We start from the raw sequence: 16,807 nt of genomic DNA on the forward strand, positions 1-16,807 counted from the left end.
GCATGACCACTCTGGCGCCGGCGACGGCACCGGGGCTCGTGGGGGTCGCCACGGCGAACCCCCCGACCGCCTACACCCAGCAGGACGTCCTGGACCTGTACCGGATCGAGGACGAGCGGATCCGCTCGCTCTTCCTCAACGGCCACATCGACCAGCGGTACCTGCACATCCCCGAACCGGGCCCGGACGGCGTCCCGGTGATGGAGAGCCAGGGCGAACTGCTGGCCAAGCACCGGACCGACGGCATCGAACTCGCCTCCCGCGCGCTGACCTCCTTCCTCAAGGAGTCCGGCGCCGACCTCAGCGACGTGCGCTACCTGTGCTGCGTCACCTCCACCGGCGCGATGACCCCCGGGTTCAGCGCCCGGCTGGTCAAGGAGCTGGGCCTGCGGGTCGACTGCGGCCGGCTCGACGTCGTCGGCATGGGGTGCAACGCGGGCCTCAACGGCCTGACCGCGACCGCCTCGTGGGCCGCGGCGCACCCCGGCAAGCTCGCCGTGATGATCTGCGTCGAGGTGTGCTCGGCCGCGTACGTCTTCGACGGCTCGATGCGCACCGCCGTGGTCAACGGCCTGTTCGGTGACGGCGCGGCCGCCGTCGGGGTACTGGCCGGTGCCGAACAGACCGCCGGGCCGCGGGTGTTGAAGTTCGCCAGCCGGATCATTCCGGAGGCCGTCGAGGCGATGCGCTACGACTGGGACGACGCCCAGGGCAAGTTCAGCTTCTTCATCGACCGCGACGTCCCGTACGTGGTCGGGGCGCACGCCGAGGAGGCCGTCAACACCCTGCTCGACGGCACCGGCCTGCGCCGCAGCGACATCGCCCACTGGATCGTGCACTCCGGCGGCAAGAAGGTCATCGACGCGGTAAAGGTCAACCTCGGCCTGGAGGGGCACGACCTGCGGCACACCGTCTCGGTGCTCCGCGACTACGGGAACCTCTCCAGCGGGTCCTTCCTCTTCTCCTACCAGCGGCTGCTGCGCGAGGAGTCGGTCCGCCCCGGCGACCACGCCGTCCTCATGACCATGGGCCCCGGCTCGCAGATCGAGACCGCCCTGCTGCGCTGGCCGTGACGAGCCGGCCGCCCACCGCACACACGACAGGAACAGCCATGAACACCCTGCTTGAGACCGACTTCACGCTCACCGCCGCCGGCACCGCCCCGGTCTCGGCCGCCCTGATCGGCGAGCTCAACGCCGTCTGCGACCGGGTCGAGGACGCCGCGGACGGCGACCTGCTGGTGCTGCACCTCACCGCCGGGGCCGCGGGCGCCGCCGACGGCGAGGCCGAGACCCACGCCGAGGGCGTCCACCTGATCAACAAGTGGGAGCGCGCCCTGCGCCGGGTCGAGCGGCTGCCCGTCGCCACCGTCGTGCTCGCCGACGGGGTCTGCACCGGCGCCGCCGCCGAGCTGCTGCTGGCCACCGACTACCGGATCGCCGGCGAGGGCCTGCGGCTGCGGCTGCCCAGCGCCGGCGGCGCCACCTGGCCGGGCATGGCGCTGTACCGCCTCGCCACCCAGCTCGGCGTCGCCGGCGCCCGTCGGCTCGCCCTGTTCGGCGCCGAGGTCGACGCTCCGACCGCGCTGCGCGCCGGTCTGGTCGACGAGGTCGCGGCCGACCCGGCCGAGGCCCTGGCGGCCCGGCGCACCCTGTTCGCCGGCGCCCGCCACGGCGACCTGGCCGTCCGCCGCCGGCTGCTGATGGACGCCGCCGCCACCGGCTTCGACGACGCGCTGGGCTCCCACCTGGCCGCCGCCGACCGCGCCCAGCGCCGCGCGCTCCACGCCTGATCCGAACCCCGCACAGCACAGGAAGGGTGTCATGCCGGCACAACTGGCGACCGCCGTCGCCACCGTCGAGCGCTGGGCCGCGACGGCCCCGGAGCTCGGCGGCGACTTCACGGCCGACTCCACCGCGGCCACGGCGTACTGGGGGCGCGGCACCGAGCTGCTCGCGGACCTCCCCGACCGGCCGGAGCGCACGCCCGAGCAGCAGGCGCTCGCCCGGGCCGTCCACACCGCCGGCCGGCGGCTGCGCCGGGGCTTCGTCCACCGGCACGGCGACCGGCTGCACGACGAACTCACCGACGGCGGCCGGGCCCTCGCCCGGCTCCCGGAACTGGCCTACGGCGCCGCCGAACTGGTGCCCGGCCTGACCCCCGGCCGGGAGACCGTCGCGGCCGAGCTGACCCACAGCCAGCCCGCCAAGGAGGGCTGGGAGGCCGACCAGGGCGTGCTGTTCTGGGGCCTGCTGCGCTCGGCCCGCTCGGGCGGCCGGATCCAGCGCGCGATGCTGCGCCCGACCAGCCGGGCGCAGCGGCTGCTGCCCGGCTTCCGCCGCTCGGGCACGGCCGACCTCGGCGTGGTCACGCTCGACCGCCGGGGCACCGCCGGCCACATCACCGTCCGGAACCTGTCCTGCCTGAACGCCGAGGACAACACCCTGGCCGAGGACCTGGAGACCGCGGTCGACCTGGTGCTCCTCGACGACGACCTCAAGGTCGGCGTGGTCCGCGGCGCGCCGATGACGCACCCGCGCTACCTGGACCGCCGGGTGTTCAACGCCGGCATCAACCTGACCGACCTGTACCACGGACGGATCTCCCTGGTGGACTTCCTGCTGCGCCGGGAGCTCGGGTACATCAGCAAGATCATCCACGGCCTGGACGTCACCGACCCCGCCGAGGGCCCCGACCCGGCCGTCCCGGAGGTCCGGGAGAAGCCGTGGATCGCCGCCGTCGACACCTTCGCCATCGGCGGCGGCATGCAGCTGGCCCTCGCCTTCGACCACGTCGTGGCCGACCCGGCGGCCTACTTCAGCCTGCCCGCCGTCCAGGAGGGCATCATCCCGGGCGCCGCCAACTTCCGGCTGAGCCGGATCCTGGGGCCCCGGCTGGCCCGGCAGGTCATCCTCGGCGGCCGGAAGATCCACGCCACCGACCCGGAGGCCCGGCTGCTCTGCGACGAGGTGGTCGAGACCGAGCGGATCGACGCCGCCGTCGACGCCGCCGCCGACTGGCTCCAGGCCCCGTCGGTGGTCAGCAACCGCCGGATGCTCAACCTGGTCGACGAGCCCCTGGGGCAGTTCCGCGAATACCTGGCCCGGTTCGCCCTGGAGCAGTCCGAACGCCTGTACGCCGAGGACGTGATGGAGATCCTGGAGCGCACCTGGATCAAGCGGGGCGGCCGTGGCTGAGCCGACCACCGGCGCGGCGGCCGTCCTGGACCGCTCCCGCCTGCACGCCTCCGTCGGCGACCCCGTCCTGGGCTCGATGAACTTCCTCAACGAGGTGATGAGCCGCTTCCCGCAGGCCGTCTCCTTCGCCCCCGGCGCGCCCTTCGCCGGGTTCTTCGAGGAGGTGGACGTCGCCCGCTGCCTCGACCGCTACGTCCGGCACCTGCGCGAGGACCGCGGGCTGACCGAACAGCAGGCCCAGCGCCTGCTGCTCCAGTACGGGGCGACCGCGGGCCACATCAACGGCCTGGTCGCGGACGCCCTGCGCACCGACGAGGGCATCGACGTGCCGCCCGAGGCCCTGGTGATCACCGTGGGCTGCCAGGAGGCGATGTTCATCACCCTGCGCGCCGTCTGCGCCCGCCCCGAGGACGTCCTGCTGGTCGTCGACCCCTGCTACGCGGGCATCGTCGGCGCGGCCCGGCTGCTGGGCATCCGGATCCGCGCCGTGGAGCACGCCCCGGGCGGCTTCGACCTCGACGACCTGCGCCGGGCCTGCCGGGCCGCCCGCGCCGAGGGCCTGAACCCCCGGGCCTTCTACGTGGTGCCGGACTTCGCCAACCCGACCGGCGAACGGCTCGGCCCGCAGGCCCGGCGCGAACTGCTCGACCTGGCCGAGCAGGAGGACCTGCTGGTCCTGGAGGACAACCCGTACGGCTTCACCGCCGAGCCCGGCACCGCCCTGCCCACGCTCAAGTCGATGGACGAGCGGCGCCGGGTGGTCTACCTGGGGACCTTCGCCAAGGTGCACGTGCCCGGCGCGCGGGTCGGCTTCGTCGTCGCCGACCAGCCGGTCCGCGAGCCGGACGGCGAACTCCGCTACCTGGCCGCCCATCTGACGGCCATCAAGAGCATGATCACGGTGAACACCTCGCCGATCAGCCAGGCCGTCGTCGGCGGGATGATCCTGGAGCACGGCGGCACCCTCGGCGCCGTCGCCAAGGAGAAGGCGGAGTTCTACCGGCGCAACCTGGACCACCTGCTGGCCGCCCTGGAGCGGCGCTTCCCGGTGGAGCTGCGCGAACGCCACGGCCTGTCCTGGAACCGTCCCGAGGGCGGCTTCTTCCTGGTGATGACCCTGCCGTTCGAGGCCGACGAGGCGCTGCTGGAGCGCTCGGCCCGGGAGTTCGGGGTGATCTGGACGCCGATGCGCCACTTCCACCTCGGCGGCGGGGGCACCCGGCAGCTGCGGCTCTCGTGCAGCTACCTGGTGCCCGAGCAGATCGACGAGGGGGTCGAGCGGCTGGCCCGGCTGGTCGAGAGCCTCCTCTGACGGACCGTCGGGCCTTCGACGGGAGGGGGAGCCGCGCTCAGCGGCCCTGCCAGCGCGGCTCCCGCTTCTCGGCGAAGGCCCGCGGGCCCTCCAGGGCGTCCTCGCTGTGCATCCGCTGCTCCTCCCACCGGTACCGGGTGGCGAAGGCCTGCTCGACCGGCAGGCTCGCGGACCGCATCGCGGCCTCCTTGGTGGCCCGCACCGCCAGCGGGGCGGCCGCGACCAGGTCCGCCACCCAGCGGTCCACGCAGGCGTCCAGCTCCCCGGCCGGGGCGACCTCGCTCACCAGCCCGAGTTCGTACCCGCGCTGCGCGGAGATCTCCCGGCCGGTCAGCAGGTACCCGAGGGCGGCCTTGAACGGCAGTTGGGAGCTCAGCCGGAACACGCCCCCGGCACCCGCCACCAGGCCCCGGCGCACCTCGGGCAGCGCGAACACGGCGTGCTCGGCGGCCACCACGATGTCGCAGGCCAGCGCCAGTTCGAAGCCGCCGCCGAGCGCGTAGCCGTTCACCCGGGCCAGCAGCGGCTTCGCCATCGAGAACCGCTCGGTCAGCCGCGGCCAGCCCGGCGCCCCGCGGCTGCCGAAGGTCGACGGCCGGATGCCGTGCCGGTTGCGCTCCGCCAGCTCCTTCAGGTCCTGCCCGACCGAGAACGAGCGCTCCCCGGCCCCGGTCAGCACGCCGACCCAGATGTCGTCGTCCTGTTCGAAGTCGTCCCAGACCTCGGCCAGTTGCTCGTGCATCCGCAGGTTCATGGCGTTCAGCACGGCCGGCCGGTCCAGGGTGATCCAGGCGACCCGGCCGCGCTTCTCGTAGCGCACCACCGACTCGACGTCCCGACCGTTCACGAAACCCCCGAACCCGCCCGCCGGGCGGGCGTTCCACCGAAGACGATCTTCCGGGCGGACACGTTAGCCCCGGCGCCCACGGACTGTCGACGCCGTCCCGCCGCCCGCCGGACGACGCGCGCCGGGACGGGCTTGTCGCGGCCCGCCCCGACCCGGAGGATGGCCCTGACTACGAGCCGTGAGGAGCCGTTGATGGGTACGAGGCCGTTTCTGAACCGCCGGCTGGCGGGCATGGGGACGACGATCTTCGCCGAGATGTCGGCCCTGGCCACGGCCACCGGTTCGATCAACCTCGGCCAGGGCTTCCCCGACACCGACGGGCCCGAGGAGGTCCGCGAGGCGGCCGTCCGGGCCCTGCGCGAGGGGCGCGGCAACCAGTACCCGCCCGGCCCCGGCATCCCCGAACTGCGCACCGCCATCGCCGAGCACCAGCAGCACTTCCACGGCCTGGAGTACGACCCGGACACCGAGGTGCTGGTCACCGCCGGCGCCACCGAGGCGATCGCCGCCGCCCTGCTCGCCCTGCTGGAGCCCGGCGACGAGGTGATCGCCCTCGAACCCTTCTACGACTCCTACGCCGCCTGCATCGCGATGGCCGGCGCCGTCCGCCGCCCGCTCACCCTGCGCGCCCCGGACTTCCGCCCCGACCTGGACGAGCTGCGCGCGCTGATCACCCCGCGCACCCGGCTGCTGCTGATCAACACCCCGCACAACCCCACCGGCACCGTGCTGACCGCCGAGGAGCTGGCCGCCATCGCCGCCCTCGCGGTCGAGCACGACCTGCTGGTGGTCACCGACGAGGTCTACGAGCACCTGGTCTTCGGCGTCACCCACCACCCGATCGCCGCCCTGCCCGGCATGCGCGAGCGCACCGTCTCGATCTCCTCGGCCGGCAAGACCTTCTCCTTCACCGGCTGGAAGGTCGGCTGGGTCACCGCGAGCCCGGCCCTGGTCTCGGCGGTGCGCACCGCCAAGCAGTACCTCACCTACGTCAGCGCCGGCCCCTTCCAGTACGCGGTCGCCGAGGCGCTGCGGCTGCCCGACGAGTACTTCGCGGGCTTCCGCGCCGACCTGCTGCGCAAGCGCGACCTGCTGGTCGACGGCCTGACCTCGGCCGGGTTCCGGGTCTTCACCCCCGAGGGCACCTACTTCGTCACCACCGACATCACCCCGCTCGGCGAGAAGGACGGCGTCGAGTTCTGCCGCGCCCTCCCCGAGCGCTGCGGCGTGGTCGCCATCCCCAACGCCGTCTTCTACGACGACGCCGACGCCGGCCGCCCGCTGGTCCGGTTCACCTTCTGCAAGAAGGACGAGGTGCTGACCGAGGCGGTCGCCCGCCTGCAACGCCTCTGAGCCGCCCGAGCGCGCCGGGCGCCCTGAGCGCGCCCGTCCGGGAGGGGACCAATGATGGCCCGCGGATTTGGCTGACCCTCCGTCAACTCCCTTTCCCGCGGCGCTTTTCTGCTGCCACCGAGGCAATTCCACCGACCTCCCTGGCGAATCCCGCCGCCTCTCACGCCCGGCGCGTGAGGGGTGGCGGCGCGCGAGGCGCGCAGACGGCGCACAACCGGCGCGCACGGCGCGCGAACCGGTGGGACGGGCGCGCGCTGTGCAGAGTCGCACACCGGGTCGATCAGAGCCGGGAAGCAGGTATGCCCGAAACGGTGAATGCTTGACAAAGTTGGGTAAATCACCGGCGGACCCGGCGTATTCATGCTTCTCTGCTGCTGAATCTCCAGCCGGAATCCTTCCTTCCACGGTCGGCCGCGCCCAGGGCCGCACAGCCACGAACAGCCTCGCCATCGCCTAGGCCTACTCGCTGCTGCTCGGCGGGCGCGCACGGAGCTGAAACGCGGAGCCGAGCATGCTCACCACACTGCAGACCTCCTACACGGACTCCCGGGCCGGTGACCTGGCCTGGTGCCTGGGCGGCGAACCGCTGCCCGCTCTCGCGGTACGCGACCTGAGACTCCACGGGGGCGGCCGCCCCGGAGCGTCCGGCACCCTCCAGCTGCGGCTGCTGGGCGCGTCGCACCAGGTGCTGATCGCGGCCGGCCCGGGCGAGTGCCTGGAGACCGTCGCCTGCCTGCCCGGCCGCCGCACCCCGCTGCCGGCCCGGGTGGCCAAGCAGGTCGGCGGCTGGGAGTACGAGTTCGCGGCCCGGATCGAGGCGCTGCCCCCGCACGACTTCGCGGCCCGCGCCCAGGAGTTGCTGGCCCTGGTCGAGGGGCACCCGCGCGGCCTGGCCGGAATCTTCCCGGGCGACCCGAGCGCCTTCACCGCGCTGGTCACCCAGGGCGGCGTGGACCGGCTGCTCTGGCGCACCTGGCACGCCTACCCGCAGGAGGGCCAGCTGGTCTGTACGCGCTCCTCGCTGGTGGTGTCGGGGGCATGAGCGCCACCGACCCGAACGGGTGCACCCCTCCACCCACAGCCGCTGAATCGTACGCAGGAACGATTCGTCAACCCGACGTCTCGCACTGTCCGTCGAATGGGCGCAGCTATCCGTCCCGAACGTCGCCTAGCGTTTGTTCGTGATCAACCATCCGGCCCGTCCGCCCGCGCACCCGCGAGCGGACCTCGGCGACGGCACCCCACCCCGGCTCGCGCGCGGCCTCAGCACGCTGCCCGCCCGCCGTCGATCCCGGCTGCGCTCCCACCCCCGGCTGGCCCGGCTGGTCGTCCTGCTGGCCGCGTTCGTCTGCGCGGCCTGCGGGCTCGTCTACGAGCTCGAACTCGTGGCACTGGGCGACTACCTGCTCGGGGACTCGGTCACCCAGACCTCCGTGGTGCTCTCCGTCATGGTGTTCGCGATGGGCCTCGGCTCGCTGCTCGCCAAACGCCTCACCCGCCGACCAGCCACCGCCTTCGCCCTGGTCGAGTGCGCCCTCGCGCTCACCGGCGGCCTCTCCGTCCTCGCGCTCTACTCCTGCTGGGCCTGGATCGGCCGCTACCAGGCCGCCATGGTCGGCCTCACCTGCCTCATCGGCATCCTCATCGGCGCCGAGATCCCGCTGCTGATGACCCTCATCCAGCGGATCCGCCGCGAGGACGCCGGCCGCGCCGCCGCCGACCTCTTCGCCGCCGACTACGTGGGCGCGCTCATCGGCGGCCTCGCCTTCCCCTTCCTCATCCTCCCCGGCCTCGGGCCCGGCACCGGCGCCCTGGTCACCGGCGCCGTCAACGCCGTCGCCGGAGCCGCCGTCGTGCTCTGGCTCTTCCGCGAGGAACCCGCCCCCCGGATACGACTGCTGCTCTGGGGCGGCTGCACCCTCGTCCTCGCCGTGCTCGGCGCGGCCGCCGCCGGCTCCGACGCCGTCGAACGCGCCGCCCGGCACGCCCTCTACGGCGCCCAGGTCCGCTACGCCACCCGCAGCCGCCACCAGGAGATCGTGCTCACCGGCCCCGCCGAGGGCCCGCTCCGGCTCTACCTCGACGGACGGCTCGCGGTCTGCGGCCCCGACGAGTACCGCGGCAACGAGGCCCTGGTGCACCCCGCCATGGCGGCCGGACCGGACGCCCGGATCCTGCTCCTCGGCGGCGGCGACGGCCTCGCCCTGCGGGAGGTCCTCCGGCACCGCGGGGTCCGCTCCGTCCAGCTCGTCGACACCGACCCCGCCGTCACCCGGCTCGCCCGCACCGACCCCGGCCTCGCCGCCCTCGCCGGCCACTCCCTCGACGACCCCCGGGTCCGCACCACCGCCGCCAACCCGATGGCCTGGCTGCGCGGCGCCCCCGCCGACCGGACCTACGACGTCGTCCTCGCCGACCTGCCCGCCCCCGCCGAGGGCGGACCGGCCACCTTCCACACCCAGGAGTTCTACGGCCTCGCCACCCGGCTGCTCTCCCCCGGCGGCCGGATCGCCGTCCGGGCCGGCGGCGACCCGGACGGCGTCTGGCGGATCGAGTCCGGCCTGCGGGCGGCCGGCCTCCAGACCGTCCCGTACGCCGTCCCGGGCGGCGCCGCCGCCGGCTGCCGCCCCACCCCGCCCGACGCCGCCCAGAACTTCCTCCTCGCCGCCGCCGCCCAGCCCCCGCTCACCCTCGCCCCCGACGCCCCACCACCCCGCGCCCTCACCCCCGACGCGCTCCGCACCTCCACCACCCGCCTCACCACCCTCCGCCCCACCCACCCCCCGGCCGCCCTCACCCTCCTCAGCCCCCGCTGACCCCGGCCCCGCCACAGCGGGCCCCCCGGACCCGCGCCCGGCGGAACCCGGCCACCCCTGCCAACCACCCCCGGCCGAACCCCCGAACCCCACTCCCCGCCACCCCCCGGCCACCCCCGGTGGCGGGCGACGGTCGGCGTCCGGGTGGGGTGGCGGAAGTCGGGTGGTGGTGGGTAGGGACCGGGCGGGGTTGGGTCGGTAGGCTCCGTGGCATGGAGCATGAGGTTGTCGTCCCGATGTCCGCCGAGCTCGTGCGGCAGGCCTTGCAGGATCCGGCTCTGCTGGCCCGGAGCGTGCCGGGGCTGAGCACCGAGCCGGCCGCGGTCGGTGGCGGGCCGGCCGAGGAGATCGGCGGACGGCTGAAGCTGCGGATCGGCGGCTCCACCATCACCTACCGGGGCGTGCTGTCCCTGATCGAGGGACGCGAGGGCGTGCTGACCGTGCTCGCCGAGGGCCAGGAGGCCCGCGGCAGCGGCGAGGCGACGGCCACCGTCCGGGTCAGCGTCACGGACGGGGCCGAGGGCGACACCGCGGTGATCCGCTTCACCGGCGACCTGAGCGCCACCGGCCGCCTCACCGAGTTCGACGAGGACACCCTCGGCTCCACCGGCCGCCGCCTGCTGGACCGCTTCGCGCTCGCCCTGGTCTCCCCGGACGCCGAGCCGGACACCGACGCCGAGGCCGACACGGACGCCGACACGGAGTCCGACACCGACGCGGAGGCGGAGGCGGAGAGCAGCACCGCCCCCGAGCCCAACGTGCTCTTCATCGAGGAGCACCAGGACCAGCCCGGCGACGACCTCGACGACGACCTCTCCGACCTGATCGCCTTCTCCGACGCCGACGCCGAGCGCTTCGGCCTGCCGACCGGCTCCGCCGACGAGGACGACCACCCGGAGGGCGTCGCCGAGGAGCTGCCCGCCGAGCCGCTCTTCGAGTACGAGGACGAGCCGGTGCTCAGCGGCCCGGTCCGCCGCAGCATCGTCGGCCGGTCGGCCGAGGAGGTGGACCACGCCCCGCCGCGCGGCCGCTACGCCCCGGCGCTGCCGGCCCGCAGCGCCCGGGCCCGGGCGGCGTCCCGCTGGGGCGGCGAGGTCGGCGGGATCGTGGTGCCGGGTACCGGTGGCCGCAGCACGATGCCGTGGGTGATCGGCGGCGGGGTGGCCCTGCTGGGCGGCGCCGTCGTCCTGGTCAGGGCCCTGCGCCGCCGCTAGGGCCCGGCACGCCCGGCAGGCGGGCGTTCGCAGCCAGGCCCTAGACTGGACGCTCATGAGCAACGACCGCGACGCCCTGCTGGCACAGATCAAGGACAAGGCCGTCGTGCACGGCAAGGTCACCCTTTCCTCCGGCAAGGAGGCCGACTACTACGTCGACCTGCGCCGGATCACGCTGGACGGCCAGGCCGCCCCGCTGGTCGGCCGGGTGATGCTGGACGCGACCTCCCACCTGGAGTACGACGCCGTCGGCGGTCTGACCCTGGGCGCCGACCCGGTGGCGGCCGCGATGCTGCACGCCGCCGCCGCGCGCGGGCGTGAGCTGGACGCGTTCGTGGTCCGCAAGGCCGGCAAGGCGCACGGCCTTCAGCGCCGGATCGAGGGCCCGGAGGTCAAGGGCCGCCGGGTGCTGGCCGTCGAGGACACCTCCACCACCGGCGGCTCGGTGCTGACCGCCGTCGAGGCGCTGCGCGAGGCGGGCGCCGAGGTGGTCGGCGTCGCGGTGATCGTGGAGCGCGGTGGCGCCGCCGCCGTCGAGGCGCAGGGCCTGCCGTACGTGACCGCGTACACCCTGGACGACCTGGGCCTCTGAGCCCGACACCCGGACACCGAAAGGGGCCGGGCTCCTGTTTCACGTGAAACAGGAGCCCGGCCCCTCCCCGTTCGTCCCGCTGTGCTCAGCCCCGACGGTGTCGCCCGCTGGCGCTCTGCACGGACTCGCCGCCGATGGCGTCCACGACGCCGGCCTTCTTCTTCTTACGCTCCCGCAGGACCTCGGCCAGGATCGGCGTGACCGACAGCAGGGCGATCAGGAACACGGCCGGGATCAGGTACTTGTCGATCACCGGGGCGAGCGCGTCGCCGAAGAAGTAGCCGATCAGCAGCATGGACTCGGTCCACAGCACACCGCCGACCACGTTCCACACGAAGAACGTCCGGGCGGGCATCTCCAGGGTGCCCGCCACCGGGTTGAGGAAGGTGCGGACGATCGGCATGAAGCGGGCCAGCACCACCGCCTTGCCGGGCCCGAACTTGTTGAAGTACTCCTCCGCCTTCACCACGTACTCGCGGCGGAAGATCTTCGACTCGGGCTTGTCGAACATCTTCGGGCCGACCTTCACCCCGATCAGGTGCCCGAGCTGGGCGCCGGCGATCGCCGCGATCGGGGTGCCGACGAGCAGGACCCCGATCGGCAGCTTGGTGCCCTCGCCGAGCACCGAGGAGGCGGCGTTCGAGGCGGCGACGCCGGCGAGGATCAGGAGCGAGTCGCCCGGGAAGAAGAATCCCACCAGCAGACCGGTTTCCGCGAAGATGATCGCGATCAGGCCGATGGCGCCGAGGGACGAGATCAGGGATTTGGCGTCGAGCAGGTTGACGGCCAGCTGGTTGTAGTCCACGGGCGCAGAATATCGGGCCCGTCTGAACGGCGGCTTCGCCCTCCGGGTGGAGCGGATGTCATTCCTTGGTCGCACCGGAGGCCGCCCGCCGGGCACCGGCGCCCGCGCCGGACGACCGTTTCGACTGGCGGGCTCCTGCTGACCTGCGGGCACGAGTCTGGGAAGATGACACCGGCGCCCGGCCCGCGGTGGCACACCACCCTCATTGTCGTGCCGCGGAGGTCGCCTCGAACCTTGGTGCCGGTGGAGCCCCACCGCAGCGCCGCGTCGGCGGCCGGCACCCGGAGTCGTCACGAAGGCGTACACAGCGTCGGACAGCACCGTCCGTACGCCGCAACCCGACAGGAGCGGATCGCATGCCCATCGCAACTCCCGAGGTCTACAACGAGATGCTGGACCGGGCCAAGGCGGGCAAGTTCGCCTACCCGGCCATCAACGTGACCTCGTCGCAGACCCTGCACGCCGCGCTGCGCGGTTTCGCCGAGGCCGAGAGCGACGGCATCATCCAGATCTCGACCGGTGGCGCGGAGTTCCTGGGCGGCCAGCACAAGAAGGACATGGTGACCGGCGCCGTGGCGCTGGCCGAGTTCGCGCACATCGTCGCCGCCAAGTACGACATCACCGTCGCCCTGCACACCGACCACTGCCCGAAGGACAAGCTGGACGGCTACGTCCGCCCGCTGCTGGCGGTCTCCGCCGAGCGCGTGGCCAAGGGCCAGAACCCGCTGTTCCAGTCGCACATGTGGGACGGCTCGGCCGAGACCCTGGCCGACAACCTGGAGATCGCCCAGGAGCTGCTGGCCCAGGCCGCCGCCGCCAAGATCATCCTCGAGGTCGAGATCACCCCGACCGGTGGCGAGGAGGACGGCGTCACGCACGAGATCAACGACGAGCTGTACACCACCGTCAACGACGCCGTGCGCACCGCCGAGGCGCTGGGCCTGGGCGAGAAGGGCCGCTACCTGCTGGCCGCCTCGTTCGGCAACGTGCACGGCGTCTACAAGCCGGGCAACGTCGTCCTGAAGCCGGAGCTGCTGCGCGAGCTCCAGGACGCGATCGGCAAGCAGTACGGCAAGACCGACCCGTTCGACTTCGTCTTCCACGGCGGCTCGGGCTCGACCGCCCAGGAGATCGCCACCGCGCTGGAGAACGGCGTCGTGAAGATGAACTTGGACACCGACACCCAGTACGCCTTCACCCGCCCGGTCGCGGACCACATGTTCCGCAACTACGACGGCGTGCTGAAGGTCGACGGCGAGGTCGGCAAGAAGAACACCTACGACCCGCGCACCTGGGGCAAGCTCGCCGAGGCGAGCATGGCCGCCCGCGTGCTGGAGGCCGCACAGCAGCTGCGTTCGGCCGGCAACCGCCTGAAGTGAGCCCGGCGGCCGGGTGGACCGACACCCGGCCCGGACGCGGGTGTGCCCCCGGTGGACTTCCACCGGGGGCGCACCCGTCTCGGCTGCTGGACGGACTACTGCTGGCGGCTACTGCTTCAGCTCCGCGTACGCCTCTTCGCTGCTGTCCTTCAGGAACTGCCAGCAGCGGGTCTCCTCCTCGGTGTCCTTGATCGCGCCGGCCGCCCGGGCCAGGGCCGCCAGGCAGCGCAGGAAGCCGCGGTTGCCGCGGTGCTCCCACGGCACCGGCCCGTGCCCCTTCCAGCCGGCGCGGCGCAGCGCGTCCAGGCCGCGGTGGTAGCCGGTACGGGCGTAGGCGTACGACTCGACGTACCGGCCGGCCGCGTAGGAGTCGTCGGCGAGCATGGCCCAGGCGAGGCAGAACGCCGGGAAGTCTGCGGCCACCTGGGTCGGGGAGGCCGACTCCTCGGCCAGCATCCGGTACGGCTGCTCGTCCTCCGGCAGGAGGGTCGGTTCGGGGCCGTCGAGAAGATTCCTGTGAATCGCCATGCAGGCAGTCTGCCATCCGCAGCCGCCGGGGGTACCCCCGCTTGCGCGGGAGGGTCGACCGCGGTGCGCTCCCCGACCTGCCGGGGCCCGCTCCTGCATACCCGGTATGTGGACACTCACCCGTTCGCCGTGCCAAGGTGTCGACCGTGCCCGCAGCCCGATCAGCCCAGCGCCGGAGTGCCCGTGGCGGCCGCCGACGCCGTCGGTCGCGCCGCGGGCTCGGGCCGGGCATGCTCACCGCGCTCGTCGCGGCGGTGGCCGTCCTGGGCGGAACGGCGGTCATGCTGATCAGCCCCGCGGACCGGCCGGCCCCCGCGCCGACCACCCAGGCCCGGGTCGCCCCGCCGGCCGAGGAGACCCGCGCGCCCGCCACCACCACGGCCCCGGCCGCCACCCCGACGCCCGCCCCGACGCCGACGCCCACCGCGCCCGACCCGGGCCCCAGCCAGGGCGCGGGCACCTTCACCGTCGCCCCCGCCGTCGCCCAGGCCGTCGGCCGCGGCACGGTGCGCCGCTACCGGGTGGAGGTCGAGGACGGCATCGGGATCGACGCCTCGGCCGCCGCCACCCAGATCCACGGCATCCTCGGCGACCGGCGCGGCTGGACCAACGACCACAAGAACGGCTTCCAGCTGGTCGCCGGCGGGCCGTACGACTTCACCGTGAAGATCGCCTCCCCGGCCACCGTGGACAAGATCTGCGGCGCGTCCGGCCTGGACACCCACGGCGAGGTGAACTGCAACGTCGGCAGCCAGGTGCTCGTCAACGCCAAGCGCTGGAACACCGGTTCGCCGCAGTTCAGCGGCCCGATCGAGGAGTACCGGGCGCTGATCGTCAACCACGAGGTCGGCCACCGGATCGGCCACGGGCACGAGACCTGCCCCGGCCCGGGCAAGCCGGCGCCCGCGATGATGCAGCAGATCTACGGGCTCAAGGGCTGCGCGCCCAACGCCTGGCCGTACTCGGCGGACGGGACGTACCTGCGCGGGCCGTCGGTGCCGTGAACCCGGCCATTTCGGAACAGAGTTGAATCCAATCGGCAACCGGGCACGACGCCTCCGCCGTAACCTGCGGTCATGACAGCTGCCCGACTTCCCAGGTTCACCCTGGTTCTGGCCTCCGCCGGAATCCTGCTCGGCGCGGCCGCCTGCACGTCGTCAGGCGGCAGCCTCCCGGGCGCCGGCTCGCTCAGCTACGACCAGGTCCGGTCGACCGCCCAGGAGATCGGCACGGGCAAGGCGGGCGCCTGCCCGTTCGGACTCGACCTGGACAAGGCGCTGCGCTCGGCCGGCATCCCCGGATCGGTCGGCCCCGACCCCAAGGATGGGACCTCCCTCACCGGTGACGTCGGCGAGGGCCGGCCGCCCGAGCCCTGGCCGCCGAGCGTGAGCCACCCGCCGGCCATGCCGTCGATCCCGGCCACGCCGCCGACCGCGGAGATCAGCTGCGGGTACAAGGTCGACGACACCCATGTGGACATCGACCTGCTGGCGGTGCCGCAGAACGGGACGGCGTTCAACCTGATGCTGCCGCGCATCCAGCGGGTCGCGGGGATCGGGAGCGACCAGATCCAACAGGCCGCCGCCGAGCAGCCCGGGGCCGGCCGGACCAAGCTCGTGCCCGGCGGCAAGGGCACCGCGGCCGTCGCCCGGATCGCGCCCCGGGGCGCCGGCGACATCGTCCTGGTGCTCTCCCAGGAGCCCGACGGCGGCGCACCGCGGCCCACCCTCACCGGTGAACCGCTGCGCAAGGCCGCGGAAGCCCTGGCCGCCCAGCTGAAGTAGCCCCGCCGGACGGATCAGCCGAGCACCGGCAGGTACCCGCGCAGGTCGCTGCGCTCGCCGGAGGCCGACACCGCGGCGGCGTCCACCGCGGCCGCCCAGTCGGTGCGCCCGGTGGCCAGCCGGATCCAGGTCAGCGGGTCGGTCTCGACCACGTTCGGCGGGGTGCCCCGGGTGTGCTTCGGGCCCTCGACGGCCTGCACGACGGCGTACGGCGGGATCCGCAGCTCCACCGCGCCGCCCGGGGCCCGGTCGGCGAAGGCGTCGGCGAGCAGCCGGGTGACGGCGGCGACGGCCTGCTTGTCGTGCGGGAAGGCGTCGAGGCCGAGCGCGTCGGCCAGGTCGTCGGCGTGCACGACGGTCTCGACCAGCCGGGTCACCAGCAGGTCGGAGAGCGCCATCGACCCCAGGCGGATCTCGAACCGCCGTGCGGGGTCGGCGGCTTCGGGCCGGTCGAGGAGGGCGAGCAGCGCCTGGGCGGACCGGTCGAAGGCCTCCGCCACGGCGGCCGGATCACCGGCGAACCCGACCGAGGCGGCCCGCTCCCGCGCCTGCTCGTCGAGCAGCGGCGCGACCGTCCCGACCGCGGCCACCCAGCCGGGCAGGTCCAGCGGCGGGCGGCCCTCCAGCGGGTCGTCGAGGTGCGCCGGGACCCACTCCAGCTGGACGGCGAGGTGGGCGACCAGCTCGCGGACCGTCCACTCCCCCAGCCGGGTCGGCCGGGCCAACTGCTGCTCGGCGTCGGGTCGTTCGCAGAGCCGGCGGACGGTCTCGCGCAGCGCGCCGGTCTGCGCCGCCAGCGCGGCGCGCACCTTGGCCGGCTGGTAGGTACGGGGCTTGGGAGGCATGGGCCCAACATACGCCGAGGGGCGGACGGGTTCGATCGAACCCGTCCCCCCCGCCCGCGCGTGCGGGTGTGGGGCAGAGAACGAAGGAGAAACCCCGGTGGGAGATAGGGAGTGGGGGCGGGTGGGGAAAAATGT

16 protein-coding genes are annotated in these 16,807 nt (G+C 73.8%); 12 read left to right on the forward strand and 4 right to left on the reverse strand.

Translation table 11 applies throughout. The annotated features are described in order from the left end of the window. Positions 1-2 precede the first annotated feature (2 nt). Genes dpgA through ABTY15_RS31120 form a run of 4 tightly spaced genes read left to right on the forward strand, consistent with a single transcriptional unit; the run spans position 3 to position 4,509 of the window. A complete protein-coding gene (dpgA, locus tag ABTY15_RS31105; protein ID WP_350602491.1) occupies positions 3-1,073 on the forward strand; it encodes a 3,5-dihydroxyphenylacetyl-CoA synthase DpgA in 1,071 nt (356 codons plus the stop codon). Between the two features lie 38 nt (positions 1,074-1,111). Further along, positions 1,112-1,792: an enoyl-CoA-hydratase DpgB gene (dpgB, locus tag ABTY15_RS31110; protein WP_350602492.1), complete on the forward strand. Its 681-nt coding sequence runs from the start codon at positions 1,112-1,114 to the stop codon at positions 1,790-1,792. Between the two features lie 31 nt (positions 1,793-1,823). Next, positions 1,824-3,197, forward strand: coding sequence for an enoyl-CoA hydratase/isomerase family protein (locus tag ABTY15_RS31115; protein ID WP_350602494.1), 1,374 nt, complete (start codon positions 1,824-1,826; stop codon positions 3,195-3,197). Further along, on the forward strand, positions 3,190-4,509 hold the full coding sequence (locus ABTY15_RS31120) for an aminotransferase-like domain-containing protein (protein WP_350602496.1): 1,320 nt from the start codon (positions 3,190-3,192) through the stop codon (positions 4,507-4,509). Before ABTY15_RS31115 ends, ABTY15_RS31120 begins: the two co-directional genes overlap by 8 nt. 37 nt (positions 4,510-4,546) lie before the next feature. Here the strand turns inward: ABTY15_RS31120 and dpgD are convergent, their stop codons facing one another. Further along, a complete protein-coding gene (gene dpgD, locus ABTY15_RS31125; protein WP_350602497.1) occupies positions 4,547-5,356 on the reverse strand; it encodes an enoyl-CoA-hydratase DpgD in 810 nt (269 codons plus the stop codon). 192 nt (positions 5,357-5,548) lie between these two features. Between dpgD and ABTY15_RS31130 the strand changes: the two genes are divergently transcribed. The 5 genes from ABTY15_RS31130 (at position 5,549) to pyrE (ending at position 11,331) form a co-directional block, all read left to right on the forward strand. After that, complete coding sequence (locus ABTY15_RS31130; protein ID WP_350602500.1) at positions 5,549-6,709, forward strand: pyridoxal phosphate-dependent aminotransferase; 1,161 nt, start codon at positions 5,549-5,551, stop codon at positions 6,707-6,709. A 511-nt stretch (positions 6,710-7,220) separates the two neighbouring features. After that, complete coding sequence (locus tag ABTY15_RS31135) at positions 7,221-7,751, forward strand: DUF2617 family protein (protein ID WP_350602501.1); 531 nt, start codon at positions 7,221-7,223, stop codon at positions 7,749-7,751. A 139-nt stretch (positions 7,752-7,890) separates the two neighbouring features. Further along, on the forward strand, positions 7,891-9,525 hold the full coding sequence (locus tag ABTY15_RS31140) for a polyamine aminopropyltransferase (protein ID WP_502893633.1): 1,635 nt from the start codon (positions 7,891-7,893) through the stop codon (positions 9,523-9,525). 212 nt (positions 9,526-9,737) lie between these two features. After that, complete coding sequence (locus tag ABTY15_RS31145) at positions 9,738-10,739, forward strand: SRPBCC family protein (protein ID WP_350602503.1); 1,002 nt, start codon at positions 9,738-9,740, stop codon at positions 10,737-10,739. Positions 10,740-10,794: 55 nt separating this feature from the next. Next, positions 10,795-11,331 carry an orotate phosphoribosyltransferase gene (pyrE, locus tag ABTY15_RS31150; RefSeq protein ID WP_280673778.1) on the forward strand — a complete coding sequence of 179 codons (537 nt, stop codon included), beginning with the start codon at positions 10,795-10,797 and terminating at the stop codon, positions 11,329-11,331. A gap of 85 nt (positions 11,332-11,416) precedes the next feature. Here the strand turns inward: pyrE and ABTY15_RS31155 are convergent, their stop codons facing one another. Beyond that, complete coding sequence (locus tag ABTY15_RS31155) at positions 11,417-12,136, reverse strand: DedA family protein (RefSeq protein ID WP_350602506.1); 720 nt, start codon at positions 12,134-12,136, stop codon at positions 11,417-11,419. A 356-nt stretch (positions 12,137-12,492) separates the two neighbouring features. Between ABTY15_RS31155 and fbaA the strand changes: the two genes are divergently transcribed. Then, entirely contained in the window at positions 12,493-13,515 is a 1,023-nt protein-coding gene (gene fbaA / locus ABTY15_RS31160; protein WP_350602507.1) for a class II fructose-bisphosphate aldolase, read from the forward strand. A gap of 108 nt (positions 13,516-13,623) precedes the next feature. Here the strand turns inward: fbaA and ABTY15_RS31165 are convergent, their stop codons facing one another. Then, positions 13,624-14,043 (reverse strand): DUF3151 domain-containing protein, encoded by a 420-nt coding sequence (locus ABTY15_RS31165; RefSeq protein WP_350602510.1) that lies wholly within the window; start codon positions 14,041-14,043, stop codon positions 13,624-13,626. Positions 14,044-14,273: 230 nt separating this feature from the next. Between ABTY15_RS31165 and ABTY15_RS31170 the strand changes: the two genes are divergently transcribed. Then, positions 14,274-15,047, forward strand: coding sequence for a DUF3152 domain-containing protein (locus tag ABTY15_RS31170; RefSeq protein ID WP_350602511.1), 774 nt, complete (start codon positions 14,274-14,276; stop codon positions 15,045-15,047). 72 nt (positions 15,048-15,119) lie between these two features. Beyond that, positions 15,120-15,827 (forward strand): hypothetical protein, encoded by a 708-nt coding sequence (locus ABTY15_RS31175; RefSeq protein WP_350602512.1) that lies wholly within the window; start codon positions 15,120-15,122, stop codon positions 15,825-15,827. Positions 15,828-15,841: 14 nt separating this feature from the next. Here the strand turns inward: ABTY15_RS31175 and ABTY15_RS31180 are convergent, their stop codons facing one another. Further along, complete coding sequence (locus tag ABTY15_RS31180; RefSeq protein ID WP_350602515.1) at positions 15,842-16,672, reverse strand: maleylpyruvate isomerase family mycothiol-dependent enzyme; 831 nt, start codon at positions 16,670-16,672, stop codon at positions 15,842-15,844. Positions 16,673-16,807: the final 135 nt, after the last annotated feature.

Source organism: Kitasatospora sp. NPDC097643 (assembly GCF_040302625.1).
Taxonomy (GTDB): domain Bacteria; phylum Actinomycetota; class Actinomycetes; order Streptomycetales; family Streptomycetaceae; genus Kitasatospora.